Consider the following 14,154-nt stretch of genomic DNA (forward strand, 5'->3'; position numbering starts at 1 on the left):
ATCTCCGCAAGATGCTCTACAAAGATTGGCGACATTTCTTTGCGGAGTTACTAATGGAGATTTCTCCTTCGTCGAAATGACAAATAATTAGCATAAAAGACCAGAACTTAAATTACCTTATATAACTTATATGGTTTAAAAAGGTTTAAAAATATATGAAGAAAATAGTTTTTTTTATTTTTTGTTTTTTTTCAGGGTATTGTCTGGTGTGGAGCCAAAACAATAAAGAATCAGCGAAGTTTCGTAAAGAAGTTTCGCTGAATTCCTCCTGGGAAACTATTGTTTTGAATCAGCTTCCTGAAAAGGAAGAAACTTTTGTACAAAATCCAAAAGTTGATGCGCAATGGCAAAAAGTAAACGTACCCCACAACTGGGATCAATATTACGGATTCAGAAGAACCAAACACGGAAATTTACACGGCACCGCCTGGTATAATAAAACCTTACAATTAGACAAAAAAGATAATTCAAAAAGACTTTTCCTCTTTTTCGAAGGCGTAAGTTCGTATGCTACGGTTTGGGTAAACGGCAAAAAAGTAGGCGAACACAAAGGTGGAAGAACCACTTTTACAGTCGATATTACAAAAGCCGTTTCTTTCGAAAAGACAAATAATATAATCGTCAAAGCCTCGCATCCATCGTTCATTGCCGATTTGCCTTGGGTTTGTGGAGGCTGTTCCGGAGAGTGGGGATTCTCGGAAGGATCACAGCCAATGGGGATTTTCAGACCCGTAACTTTAGTCGTTACCGATGAAGTTCGCATAGAACCTTTCGGTGTTCATATTTGGAATGACAAAGCAACTTCAAAAGAAAAAGCAATCCTGAACATCACTACCGAAGTCAAAAACTACGGGGCTTCAAACAGAAACCTAACCATCGAAAATACCCTTTTTGATAAAAACGGAAAGAAAGTCGTTAGCGTAAAAAGTGATATCAAAAATACTTCAGGAGAAACAAAAGAAATAGCACAAACATTTCCGGAAATTGCAAATCCAAAATTATGGTCGCCAGCTAATCCTTATTTATATGAATTGGTCACTACAATTTGGGAAAACGGAAAAAAAATTGACGAATTAAAAACGCCTTACGGAATCCGTTGGGTAAGCTGGCCAGTTAGCAGAGACGAAAAAGACAATCGTTTTTACATCAACGATGAACCATTATTCATCAACGGAACCTGCGAATACGAGCATCTAATCGGAAATAGTCATTCGTTTTCTGATGAACAAATCCATTCCAGAATTGAGCAAATCAAAGCAGGAGGATTCAATGCTTTTCGTGAAGCACATCAGCCTCACAATTTAAAATATCAGGAAGAACTGGACCAAAACGGAATCCTGTTCTGGAGTCAGTTTTCGGCACATATTTGGTACGACACACCCGAATTCAAAGAGAATTTCAAAACCTTATTACGCGAATGGATCAAAGAACGCCGAAACAATGCATCGGTCGTAATGTGGGGATTGCAAAACGAAAGCACGATTCCAAAAGAATTTGCCGAAGAATGTACTCAAATCATTCGTGAAATGGATCCAATGTCGGCTTCACAACGTATCGTTACAACTTGTAACGGAGGCGAAGGAACCGATTGGAATGTCGTGCAAAACTGGTCGGGAACCTATGGTGGTGATCCGTTTAATTATGATGTCGAAATGAGTACACAATTATTAAACGGAGAATATGGAGCCTGGCGTTCACACGACCTGCACACTGAAGGCGAATTCGATCAAAAAGGAATTTTGAGCGAAAACCGTTTTTCCCAATTAATGGAAATCAAAGTCCGCGAAGCCGAGTCGGTAAAAGATAAAATTGCAGGACAATTCAACTGGCTTTTTGCTTCGCACGAAAATCCGGGACGCGTGCAAAACGGCGAAGGATTTAGGGATATAGACAAAGTTGGACCCGTAAATTACAAAGGACTTTTCAGCATTTGGGGCGAACCTTTGGATGCGTATTATATGTACCGCGCCAATTACGTTTCGAACAAAACCAATCCAATGGTGTATGTCGTTTCGCACACCTGGCCGAATCGTTGGGATGCTCCTGGAATCAAAAACGGAATCGATGTCTATTCGAATTGTGATGAGGTAGAATTGTTTAATGACATGAATAAAACATCACTAGGAAAACTTAAAAACCCGGGATTGGGAGAGCACTTTCAGTGGAATAATGTCAATATTCAATACAATGTTTTATATGCCGTAGGTTATGTAAACGGAAAAGCCGTTGCCAAAGATTACATCGTTTTGAACAGTTTGCCAAAAGCGCCTAATTTCAAAGTATTAGAAACCAAAAAAGAAATACTTTTACAGCCTCAAAAAAACTACAATTACATTTACAGAGTCAACAGTGGCGGAAGCGAAATCACGGATTCTTTTGGAAATTTGTGGCAGGCAGATGTTCATAAAAGCGGAAACAACACTTGGGGTTCTTTGTCGTGGACAGATAATTTTAAGCAATTACCTGATTTTTTTGCCAGTCAAAGAAGTACTTTCGACCCAATTTCAGGAACTAAAGACTGGAAACTGTTTCAGAGTTTCAGATACGGAATCGATAAATTGCGTTACGAATTTCCAGCTCCGGACGGAGAATATTTGGTAGAATTGTATTTCACAGAACCTTGGTACGGAACCGGTGGCGGATTGGATTGCAAAGGCTGGCGTTTGTTTGATGTAGCTATCAATGAGAATGTCGTGCTGAAAGATTTGGATATCTGGAGTGAAGTCGGACACGATTCGGCGCTAAAGAAAACTTTTGTTGTAAAAAGCAAAAACGGGAAAATAGTTATCTCGTTCCCGAATGTAAAAGCAAGTCAGGCGATTATTTCGGCAATTGCAATTGCAACCAAAGATAAAATGGCAAAAGGAGCTTCCGCTTCGCCTCGAAATATTCAGAACGTTACATCTAATTCAGAAACTAAAGTAGGGTCGTGGCTGGATATTAATTCCAAACAATATTCAGATTCGGAAATTGTTTTTACGCAATTGCCTGCTGAAGTTTATGGAGCAGATTATTTACAGATTTCAGCAAATTCAAAATCTTCAGGATCATTCATAACCAAAGAAGATTCGGAAGTCTATCTATTTACCCAATCAAAAGATTCAATTTCGGGTTATAAAAGAATGACCGAAACAGCTAAAAATTCAGATAAAGTTGAATTTTCAGTTTTCCATAAAAAAGTAAAAAAAGGAGAAAAAGTACTTTTTGAAAACTCAATCGCAGTCGTTCCAATTTACGATATGGGTGAAAAAGACGATTCAAGACCCGTTGTACTTTTGGAAGCTGAAACAGCCAAAACCACCGGAACCGGAATCGAAAAAGGAAACTTCAAAAAAGCCGATTATATCGAATTTAAGGAGAAAACAAAAAACAGCATTCAGTTTGAAGTGAAACCGGGAGTGGCGGGAATTTACCTGATGCGTTTCCGATTTATGAACAGAAACGAAACACCGTTGAAAGTCAAATTCAAAATGGAAGATGCCTACGGAATCCTGATGCGAAATGACACGATTGAATTTCCTTCGGCAACAGAAAAATGGAAAATTTTGAATACAACTTCTGGGGGATACATTAACGCAGGAACCTATAAAATCACGATAGAATCAGAAGATATGAAAGGCTTACTTTTGGATTCTTTTGAGTTTCAGTAAGAGATAAAAATAGAGGAAAGAGTAAAGAAGAAAGATTTCAAAAACTTATATGCCTTATATGGTTTTAAAAATATTTATAATGGTAAAAAAATATCAAAACGTTTTACAAAAAACAACAATCGTATTGGCATTATCGCTTTTAGTTGCCTGTGCTTCAAAAAGTAAAAATGTCCGAATCGTTGAAGACTTCAATCAAAACTGGAATTTCAAATTAGGTGATCATCCAACCGCAATCCAATCCGATTTCAATACTGCCGATTGGAGAACTTTGCAATTGCCACACGACTGGAGCATCGAAGGAGCATTTAATAAAGACAATCCAACCAAACAGGCACAGGCATTTTTGCCGGCAGGAAAAGGCTGGTACCGCAAAACATTTACACTTCCGGAAGATTGGGCAACCAAAAACGTTTCGATAGAATTTGCCGGCGTTTTCAAAAACAGCGAAGTCTTCATCAACGGACATTCGTTAGGAATGCGCCCGAACGGATACATTTCATTCACCTATGAATTGTCACAATATTTAAATTTTGGAAAGGAAAACGTAATAGCCGTAAAAGTCGATAACGATGCACAGCCCAATTCCAGATGGTACACCGGTTCCGGAATTTACAGAAATGTACGATTGGTGGCGAGCGAAAAACTGCACGTAGCAAAATGGGGAACGTATGTAACAACCCCGGAAGTTTCGGCAGAAAAAGCATCGGTACATTTGGAGGTGACTATCGAAAATAAAACAAATTCAGAAAAAGAATTCCAATTGGTGACTTCTATTTTGGATGCGAATAATAAGGAAGTTGCGAATGCCAAAACAACAGAAAAAATCGGTGCGAATACCAACGCAAAAAAGATTCACAATTTAAACGTAAATCAGCCAAAGTTGTGGGATACCGAACATCCGAATCTGTACAAAATTGTCACTACGATTTACGAAAATTCAAAAGCAGTCGATAATTACGAAACACCATTAGGGTTTAGATTCTTCAGTTTCGATGCCGAAAAAGGCTTTTCATTAAATGGAAAACCAACCAAAATATTAGGTGTTTGCCTGCACCACGACAACGGTGCTTTGGGAGCGGTGGAGAACATTCACGCTGTCAAAAGAAAACTGAAAATCATGAAAGAAATGGGAGCTAATGCCATTCGAATGGCACATAATCCGCATTCTTTGGAGATGATGCAGTTGTGTGATGAAATGGGATTTATTGTTCAGGATGAGTTTACCGATGTCTGGAAAAAGAAAAAAGTAACCAACGATTACCATAAAGACTGGGATGCGTGGCACAAACAGGATTTGGAAGATTTCATCAAAAGAGACCGAAATCATCCGTCGGTAATAATGTGGAGCATCGGAAACGAAATCCGTGAACAATTTGACAGCACCGGAATTGCGATTACCAGAGAACTGGCTCAAATCGTAAAATCGCTCGACATGACACGTCCCGTTACGAGTGCTTTGACAGAGAATGTTATCGAGAAAAATTTCATTTACCAGTCGGGAGCTTTGGATTTGTTGGGATTCAATTACAAACACGAAGATTACAAAGACTTTCCGGTTCGTTTCAAAGGGCAAAAAATATTGGCTTCCGAAAGCGTTTCGGCTCTCGAAACCCGTGGACATTACGATTTTCCTTCGGATGGAATTAAGGCCTGGCCTCCGAAACACGGCGCTCCTTTTGACGGCAATGCCGACTGGACCGTTTCGGCTTTCGATCAGGTGCAGTCCTATTGGGGAACCACGCACGAAACCAATTGGAAAACCATCAAAAAACAGGATTTTATGGCGGGAACTTTCATCTGGACAGGCTTCGATTATCTGGGCGAACCCGATCCGTATCCGTATCCCGCAAGAAGTTCGTATTTCGGAATCATCGATTTGGCGGGATTTCCAAAAGATGTCTATTATATGTACCAAAGTGAATGGACGACTAAACCCGTTTTACATATTTTTCCGCATTGGAACTGGACAGCAGGACAGGAAGTCGATGTTTGGGCGTATTACAACAATGCCGATGAAGTAGAATTGTTCCTCAACGGAAAATCATTGGGCAAAAAAGCCAAACAAAATGACGATCTGCATATTTCCTGGCGTGTAAAATACGAACCGGGAACAATAAAAGCTGTTTCCAGAAAAGATGGAAAAGTAGTTTTGGAAAAAGAAATTCATACTGCCGGAGCAGCTTCCAAAATAGATTTGAAAGTAAATAAATCAACTATCAAAAATGATACTTACGATTTGGTTTATGTAACCGTTTCTATTGTTGATAAAGAGGGAAATCTTCTGCCAAATGCTAATGATTTAATCAATTTTGAAGTTACAGGCGGAGGAAAATTAGTGGGTGTTGATAACGGCTATCAGGCGAACCTGGATTCTTTTAAAGCGAATTCTTGTAAATTGTTTAATGGTAAATGCATTGCCATCATTCAGTCGAACGGAAAGAAAGAAAAGATTCAGTTAAAAGCTTCTACAGGAAATGGAATTACTGGCTCAGCGATAGAAATAAAAGTAGATTAAGTGTTTCAGGAAAATAATTTTGTATTTTTGAATAAAATATGATGCCATGGATTTGCAAACTAGAAAAATTGAATTTGTACAGGAGTTCCTAAAACTTCAAAGCGAAGAATTAGTTTCTCAGTTCGAAAATTTGCTAAAAAGTAAGATGCAAAAAAATACAAAACCTATGTCTGTTGCTGAATTAAATTCACGAATCGACCAGTCAGAAAATGACTTTAAGAATGGTAAATTCAAGACCAGTGAAGAGCTTTTATCAAAGTATAAATAATGGCTTTTAAAATAATCTGGTCGGATTTTGCAGAAACTGAATTAGACAAAATTTTTGAGTATTATATTGAAAATGCAAGTTTACAAGTCGCAAAAAATGTAATTGAGAAAATCATTCTGGAACCAAATAAAATCCTTTCGCATCCTGAGATTACCCAAGTAGAAGAATTATTGCTTGACAGAGAAAATGAATATCGATACTTAATCTGCGAGAATTATAAAATCATTTACACCATCGATTCCAAACAAAAACAAATAATGATTGCCGATGTTTTTGATACCAGGCAGAATCCGGCAAAAATTAAAAGAACAAAATAAATATCCAAAATAATTCTAAGGTTGTCTTAAAGGGCAGCCTTTTTTATTGAAAATATTTTGGGTGTAATTTTTATTTTTGGGCATAACCACAAGGGTCGGGCTGTCCATTATATCTTTTCTTTTCCTAAAGAAGGAAAAGAAAAGGATGCCATTTCCATCCCTTATGCGGGAAGCGGTTTCATAAGGTATTTTTTGGTTTTTTGAGTTTTTCGATTGTAATATAATTTGTGTTATATTCGTAAGCAAAGTTATTACTCAATGAAAAAACTGTATACCATAATTTTTATTATTTCAATCCTTTTCATTTCCTGCGAACAAAAACAAGTAAAATTCGAACAAAACAAATGGAAAACCCGAAATGATATCGACTATAATCATCGTGAGTTTATGATTCAGGATTTAAAAGAAAATTATTTAAAACCAGGAATAAAATATAAAGAAGTAGAGAAGTTACTTGGGGGAAATTATAATGAACGTTCCGAAGATTCGATTCAGCTTCAATATGAAATTTATGTAGATTTCGGAACTGATATTGATCCCGTAGAAACCAAAACATTTATTGTAAATTTCACTTCCGATTCCGTATTTGTTAACACAAGAATTGATCACTGAAAAAAATAATTCTATATATTGACTAAAGAAATATAAAATGTTTTTTTATGAATAAAACACTTTGGGAAGAAGTCCTGAAATTTAATTTTGATGATCCTAATGATGAATACGGATTTTCGACACGATTATCACTTGAAAATCATTGGACATTGTATTTTACACAAAATGCACTGCTTGAATATAAAAAGTTCATGTTTCTGGCTGCAACAAATAATGAAATGGTTTCGCCTTCAGAAACAGTAGACATAGTTTGGCATCAACATCTAATTTTTACGAATTCGTATTCTGATCTTTGTAATCTTCTGGGTAAAAGAATTGAACATATTCCCTCGACTCATAATAGATTAGAATTCGAAAAATTTCAAAAAGCAAAAGAAAGAACTTCTGCATTATATGAAAGTGTTTTTGGAGCTCAGCCTCAGGAAATCTGGCATTATAAAAATGAATTAGATTCTTTATATCTTGATGAAAGTAAATTTGAAATTTTGAACCTGAGAAAAATGTTTCTGTGGTACTCAATATTTCTTTCTGTTCCGGTTTGTTTGATCATTTTTCCTGTTTTAATTAAAATCCCAAATCCCAATTTTCTGCTGTTTTATATTTTGGCATTTGGTGCAGCAATTTTATTTTTGGAGTTCTACGTCAGCAAAAGTTTTATTTCACTATATGAGAAAATTAAATCAAATTCAATTTTAGCAAACCTCACACCTTTAGAACTGGTTTTTTTAAAAGAGAATAAACTGGAAGCTGTAGTGCATGGGGTTGTAAACAATTTAATAGAGAATAAAAAAATCAAAATCTTAACGAACAGGAGACTCCAGTTGATAGATGAAAATTTAGTTGATAATCCATACGAAAATTGTGTTATCGAAATCATGAAAGAATTTGATCCAATGACGTACAGGTTTTTGTGTACATCAGCAATGCAAAAACCAATTTTCGAGCAACTGAAAAAAGGGACTTCCAGAATCAGGGAAATAATTATGGACTCCAAGCAGTTTATTTTTATAATAATTCTGTCGATGATTGTTTTAGGGTTCTTGTTAAGCATTGTTTTCAGCAGATTGATAACAGGAATATACAGAGATAAACCAATAGTATTTTTACTGATTGCAATTGTTGCCTTAGTTTTTGCTTCTTTTTATTATTTGGACAGGGTAATCAATTTATTGTTTACTAAGATTATACCCTTGTCTTTCAAAGAAGAAGTACGAAAGAATAAAGAAAATAGCAAAAATTGGGAATGGAATTATTTCTTGTACGGAAATATGGTTCTGGCAAGTTCCTTTATTCCCTTAACAAATTATAATTCAAATACTTTTTCCAGTAATAATTCCAATAGCTCCGGATCATGTAGTTCGTCTTGCGGAAGCTCGTGTGGCAGTTCATGCGGAAGTTCCTGTGGTGGTTGTGGTGGCGATTAAGAAATAATAAATCAATGGCATTTTCTAATCTCAAACCTAATTCCCCTCAGTCATATCAATAGTTTTTGGATGCAGGCTCACCAGTTGTAAAACGATGGCACTCACAACTACAAATAACAGCAGTACAAAAACGTGTCTCATTCCTCCGTTATCAGCGGCTTTTCCTAAAAACTCGGTGATAACAGCTCCTGCCGAAATGCCTACGAAATTCATAATTCCATATCCGGTAGCACGGTAGCGAGGTGCAACAAACTGGCAAAGAATAGGCATATTGTTGGTATCGTATATTCCAAATCCTAGTCCAAAAAGGATAGCGCCAAAAACAATAGCTGCTGTGTCACAGCAGTAGCCAAATAAAAACAAGGCCGGAATGGTAAGGAACAATCCGATAGCGCTGGTGTAAATTCTTCCTTTAAGATGTTTCATCACCCATCGGTCTGAAATGGCACCACCAATTAAAACACCAAAAAAGGAAGACATCGAAATGGTTACCGTTGCAATTGGTCCCGCAAGAGCCATGTCTAAATGTAACGTTTCAGTAAATAAGGTGGGTAACCAGTTTTTGGCCGCCCAGCCCGGTAAACTTGGTGAAGCGAAATAAAAGAGTAAAACCCAAAAGGAAATATTACCAAATAATATTCCCAATCCCTTGAACATTTGTCTGAATTCATAGCGGATAGATGACTTTTTTGTAGGATCAAAAATGTAAGTTTTCTTTTCCTGTAAAAAAAAGATCAGTATTACACTGTAAAGCACACCGAGTAAACCTACGGAATGAAAGCTGAAATGCCAGGAAAAATGCTTAGAAACAGTGGCTCCAAAACCGCCCAGTGCCTGTCCTAGATAAATTCCTGTGGTATGAATTGCAATAGCAAAAGAGCGTGTTTTTTCCTGATGGTAATCTGCAATTAAGGATAATGCAGCCGGAATATAAAAAGCTTCACTAAAACCCATAATGCCACGCAAAATATAAATCTGATTGAAAGTTGTGGCATAACCCATCGCCATAGTAACCCCAGACCAGATAAAAAGACTTCCTATGATGATTCTTTTTCGGTTAAACCGATCCGCTATAATTCCGGAAACAGGGCTCATGAGCGCATATATCCAAAGGAAAATAGCCATTAAGAGACCGAAATTTTCAGCTTTAGCCAATTCAGGAATGTCATCCATCATCGCTGACTTCATAGTGGAAAGCATTTGTCGGTCTAAATAATTCAATAACGCTACAAACCACAACAAGCCAACAACAATCCATGGATAGGATTTTTTTTCATTCAATTTTGCAATCATTCTTCTTTTTCAAAATAATGGGCGAATATACGAATTCAAACCCACAGCAAAGAATTGTTTTCCATTGACTTGTTTGTAATGTTTGCTGTATCAATTAAACTTAAGATGTAGCAGCATCTTTAGCTTTGTTGAAAAGACAAAAAGTCAATGCTGTCAGAATAAATATTCACATGGAAACTGTTATATTCGTATTGGTAATCAGATTAATTCGTAATTCAAAAAGCTATGACACCTAACGAGAAACAAAATGAACGCGTAGCCCAAATGACATTTGCGTCGGTTTATCCACATTATGTAACTAAAGTGGAGAAAAAAGGCAGAACCCTAGCCGAATTGCATCAGGTAATCGAATGGCTAACGGGATATGACGAAAAGAAATTACAAGTGCTGATTGATGAAAAGTCAACCTTTAAAGACTTTTTTGAAAGAGCCAGTCTCAATCCTAATGCTTCGCTCATTATAGGCGTAATTTGCGGGTACCGTATTGAGGAAATCGAGAATCCGTTGATGCGTCAGGTACGTTACTTAGATAAATTGGTAGATGAACTTGCAAAAGGTAAAAAAATGGAAAATATTTTACGGGTTTAATAGGTTTTGTCATAAAAGTAAAGAAATTTAATTGCTGTTTTGTTAAAATAACTCTTCTCATACAGCACACAGCAGGACACTTTCTCTCTGCAAATTCATTTATTTAGGATTTCTTAAAAAAATGAAGTACAATGGAAAGAGTTTTTGCGGAGTATCTTATCGAAACCCCTTATGAGGTAGAACAGGCAGCGGCAGTTTTGGCGGGTGAACAGTCATCAGGAACCTTTGTGTCTGTTCCGGGCGAAACCGAAGAATTGAAAAAACGTTTTGCCGCAAGGGTAGAGGATATTCAATTATTGGATTTGGCAGATGAGCCATCCATTCCGGGAGGAAGTATTCCGGGGAAAAAATACCAGAAAGCAAGAGTAAAAGTAAGCTGGTCAATAGAGAATTTCGGTTATAATCTGCCGGTTCTGATTAGTACTTTACAGGGAAATCTATACGAAATCACACAATTTACAGGTTTAAAACTAATGGATTTTGAAGTGCCTGATTCTTTCACAACTCATTTTAAAGGACCAAAATTCGGAATCAAAGGGTCCAAATTATCCTGTGGCGTAACCGACAGGCCCATGATTGGGACGATTATCAAACCAAGCATCGGAATGAGTGTGGAGGAAACTGCTACTTTGGTAAAATCCCTGATTGATGCCGGAATCGATTTTATCAAAGACGATGAATTGATGGGGTCAGCTGCTAATTCGTTTTTTGATGATCGTGTAAAAGCGATTATGAAAGTCATTCGTGATAACGAACAAAAAACAGGTAAAAAAGTAATGTATGCCTTCAATATCAGTGATGAAATTGACGAAATGCAGCGAAAATACGATTTGATTAAAAAGGAAGAAGGAAGCTGTGCGATGATCAGTATCAACAGTGTCGGGCTTTCAGGAACAAAGAAAATCTGCGATCAGGGCGAACTAGTAATTCACGGTCACAGAAACGGCTGGGGAATGCTGAACCGACATCCGTTGTTGGGAATTGAATTTCCGGCCTATCAAAAAATTCAGCGTCTGGCAGGAGTCGATCAGCTCCACGTCAACGGAATCCAGAATAAATTTTGGGAATCGGATGATTCGGTGGTCACTTCGATAAAATCCTGTTTGAAACCCTTTTTAGGAGGATACGAAATATTGCCGGTAGTCTCTTCCGGACAATGGGGCGGGCAAGCCGTAGAAACTTACCGAAGAACCCAAACCACCGATTTGCTGTATATGGCAGGTGGCGGAATTTTGGCACATCCAATGGGACCAAAAGCCGGAGTAAACGCATTACAGCAAGCCTGGACAGGAGCCGTTGACGGTTTGTCTGTGGAAGAAACTGCTTTGAAATATCCTGAATTTGCTGAATCGGTAAAGAAATTTTCGAAATAATGAAGAAAGATAAATTGCTATTGGCTTATTACGGAGATGATTTCACGGGCTCTACGGATGCTTTGGAATTCCTAACCCTGGCCGGAGTGAAAACCGTTCTCTTTCTTCGAAAACCCGAACAAAAAGACTTAGATCGCTTTCCGGGAATTCAGGCCATTGGTCTGGCAGGAAAAAGCAGATCGATGTCGCCTTCAGAAATGGAAACAGAACTTTGTAATGCCTTTGAAAATCTGAAAAGTTTTGCCCCAAATCATTTTCATTATAAAGTCTGTTCCACTTTTGATTCCGCACCACACGTTGGCAATATCGGAAAGGCAATCGAAATCGGAAGTGAAGTTTTTAATCAAAAGACCGTTTTGGTTTCGCCATCAGCACCACATTTGGGAAGGTTTTGCGTATTCGGAAATCTTTTTGCCCGAATGGGAACAATTGGAAACGGAGAAATTTATAGAATCGACCGTCATCCATCCATGAGCAAACATCCCGTTACACCCGCTTTAGAAGGTGATTTGAGTTTGCACTTGGCAAAACAAACGGAGAAATCGATCAATCTTGTTAATCTAACGACAATCGAAAAAGGCATATCAGAAGTCCTCGAAGCGTTAGAAAATAACAAAGCAGAGATTTTGTTTTTCGATGGATTCAATTTAGAACATTTGAAAACAATAGGAAGTGTTTTTAACCAATTGGCAGCAGAAAAAACATTGTTTTCAGTAGGTTCATCCGGAATCGAAATGGCGTTGGGGTTAGACTGGAAAGGCAAAAAAGTCATAGGAAACGAAACAGCATTTGAATCGGCAGGAGAAGTTTCGCCCATACTCGTTTTATCGGGAAGCTGTTCTCCGGTAACATCCAGCCAAATTGAATACGCCCTCAAAAATGGATTTTTGGAAATTGCATTAGAAAGCAAAGCAGTCGATATTCAGAATCAGGCAGAGATTATAAAAAATACAGTAGCTCAGATTATTGAGAATTTCAATCAGGGAAAAAGCACGATTTTGCATACCAGTACTGGTTCGAACGATCCGAGGATAGCCGAAACTGAGGCGTATTTTACATCAAAAGGAATACCTGTAAATGACATTCAAAAACAGTGCAGTACCATTTACGGAAGCGTTTTAGGACAAATAACCAATGAAGTACTAAAAGCAATTCCGTTAAAAAGAATCCTTTTTGCAGGCGGTGACACATCGAGTTACGCCGCTTCCGAACTCGATATTTTAGCCCTCGAAATGATTGCACCAATAGCACCCGGAGCACCGCTTTGTAAGGCAGTTTCGGACAAGGAATGGGTAAATGGAATAGAAATGAATTTTAAAGGCGGCCAGGTAGGTACCGCCGATTATTTTATAAAAGTATTAAAAGGAGAAAAATTATGAGCGCAAAAACGTTAGGTTTTGTACACACATCGGCAACATTGGTTCCGTTGTTTCAGCAGTTAAGCAATGAATTTTTAAACGGAGCAGAAACCTTCAATATAGTTGATGATAGTCTGATAAAAGATGTAATCAAAAAAGGAAAATTAATGCCCAACACAGCTGCCAGAGTGGTGAGCCACGTTAAGCTTGCTGAATCCGCAGGTGCTGATGTAATTCTGGTAACCTGCTCGTCTATTGGTGTAGCGATTGAAACCGCTGCGACATTGAGTAACGTTCCGGTAATTCGTGTAGATCAGGCAATGGCGGATGAAGCAGTACAGATCAGCAATAAAATTGGTGTGATTGCTACTTTACCAACGACTCTTGAACCAACGAGCGATCTGGTGCGAAGAAGAGCCGAACTGGCAGGTAAAAATGCAACGATTACTTCTAAATTATGCGAAGGCGCTTTTGAAGCTTTAATGAGCGGAGATGCAGCCAAACATGACGAAATGGTAGCCAAAGCCCTGAAAGAATTAATGAAACAAGTAGATGTAATTGTGCTGGCACAGGCCTCAATGGCGCGAGTAGTTGACGGTTTAAGTGCCGAAGAAAAACTGGTTCCAATTTTGGCAAGTCCGGCCATTGCCATGAAAAAACTGGCAGAGCTATATTTTTAAAAACAATAACAGATTAATTTTCACCATATAAGTTATATAAGTTCATTTAAGCCAAACGTATAAAAGCAACAACTTA

11 protein-coding genes are annotated in these 14,154 nt (G+C 37.7%); 10 read left to right on the forward strand and 1 reads right to left on the reverse strand.

Translation table 11 applies throughout. The features are described from left to right. Positions 1 to 155: 155 nt before the first annotated feature. The 6 genes from JE46_RS12210 to JE46_RS12235 all read left to right on the forward strand — a co-directional run bounded on the left by JE46_RS12210 (position 156) and on the right by JE46_RS12235 (position 8,786). On the forward strand, positions 156 to 3,650 hold the full coding sequence (locus JE46_RS12210; RefSeq protein ID WP_031455571.1) for a malectin domain-containing carbohydrate-binding protein: 3,495 nt from the start codon (positions 156 to 158) through the stop codon (positions 3,648 to 3,650). A gap of 79 nt (positions 3,651 to 3,729) precedes the next feature. Next, positions 3,730 to 6,165: a sugar-binding domain-containing protein gene (locus JE46_RS12215; RefSeq protein WP_031455572.1), complete on the forward strand. Its 2,436-nt coding sequence runs from the start codon at positions 3,730 to 3,732 to the stop codon at positions 6,163 to 6,165. A 46-nt stretch (positions 6,166 to 6,211) separates the two neighbouring features. Continuing rightward, complete coding sequence (locus tag JE46_RS12220; RefSeq protein WP_031455573.1) at positions 6,212 to 6,433, forward strand: hypothetical protein; 222 nt, start codon at positions 6,212 to 6,214, stop codon at positions 6,431 to 6,433. After that, positions 6,433 to 6,750 carry a type II toxin-antitoxin system RelE/ParE family toxin gene (locus tag JE46_RS12225; protein WP_031455574.1) on the forward strand — a complete coding sequence of 106 codons (318 nt, stop codon included), beginning with the start codon at positions 6,433 to 6,435 and terminating at the stop codon, positions 6,748 to 6,750. Before JE46_RS12220 ends, JE46_RS12225 begins: the two co-directional genes overlap by 1 nt. Positions 6,751 to 7,008: 258 nt before the next feature. Then, the gene (locus JE46_RS12230; RefSeq protein WP_051872875.1) at positions 7,009 to 7,362 is read left to right on the forward strand and encodes a hypothetical protein; all 354 of its coding nucleotides are present in this window, start codon (positions 7,009 to 7,011) and stop codon (positions 7,360 to 7,362) included. 47 nt (positions 7,363 to 7,409) lie between these two features. After that, positions 7,410 to 8,786, forward strand: coding sequence for a hypothetical protein (locus JE46_RS12235; RefSeq protein WP_031455576.1), 1,377 nt, complete (start codon positions 7,410 to 7,412; stop codon positions 8,784 to 8,786). A 36-nt stretch (positions 8,787 to 8,822) separates the two neighbouring features. Here the strand turns inward: JE46_RS12235 and JE46_RS12240 are convergent, their stop codons facing one another. Further along, the gene (locus tag JE46_RS12240) at positions 8,823 to 10,079 is read right to left on the reverse strand and encodes an MFS transporter (protein ID WP_031455577.1); all 1,257 of its coding nucleotides are present in this window, start codon (positions 10,077 to 10,079) and stop codon (positions 8,823 to 8,825) included. A gap of 225 nt (positions 10,080 to 10,304) precedes the next feature. Between JE46_RS12240 and JE46_RS12245 the strand changes: the two genes are divergently transcribed. The 4 genes from JE46_RS12245 (at position 10,305) to JE46_RS12260 (ending at position 14,078) form a co-directional block, all read left to right on the forward strand. Beyond that, entirely contained in the window at positions 10,305 to 10,667 is a 363-nt protein-coding gene (locus JE46_RS12245) for a DUF2200 domain-containing protein (RefSeq protein WP_031455578.1), read from the forward strand. Positions 10,668 to 10,798: 131 nt separating this feature from the next. Beyond that, a complete protein-coding gene (locus tag JE46_RS12250; RefSeq protein ID WP_031455579.1) occupies positions 10,799 to 12,040 on the forward strand; it encodes a ribulose-bisphosphate carboxylase large subunit family protein in 1,242 nt (413 codons plus the stop codon). Further along, positions 12,040 to 13,419, forward strand: a complete 1,380-nt coding sequence (locus tag JE46_RS12255) for a four-carbon acid sugar kinase family protein (RefSeq protein WP_031455580.1) — start codon at positions 12,040 to 12,042, stop codon at positions 13,417 to 13,419. The genes JE46_RS12250 and JE46_RS12255 overlap by 1 nt, the downstream gene beginning before the upstream one ends. Further along, positions 13,416 to 14,078 carry an aspartate/glutamate racemase family protein gene (locus tag JE46_RS12260; RefSeq protein WP_031455581.1) on the forward strand — a complete coding sequence of 221 codons (663 nt, stop codon included), beginning with the start codon at positions 13,416 to 13,418 and terminating at the stop codon, positions 14,076 to 14,078. Before JE46_RS12255 ends, JE46_RS12260 begins: the two co-directional genes overlap by 4 nt. The last annotated feature ends 76 nt before the right edge of the window (positions 14,079 to 14,154 follow it).

This window comes from Flavobacterium chungangense LMG 26729 (genome assembly GCF_000735715.2).
GTDB lineage: Bacteria > Bacteroidota > Bacteroidia > Flavobacteriales > Flavobacteriaceae > Flavobacterium > Flavobacterium chungangense.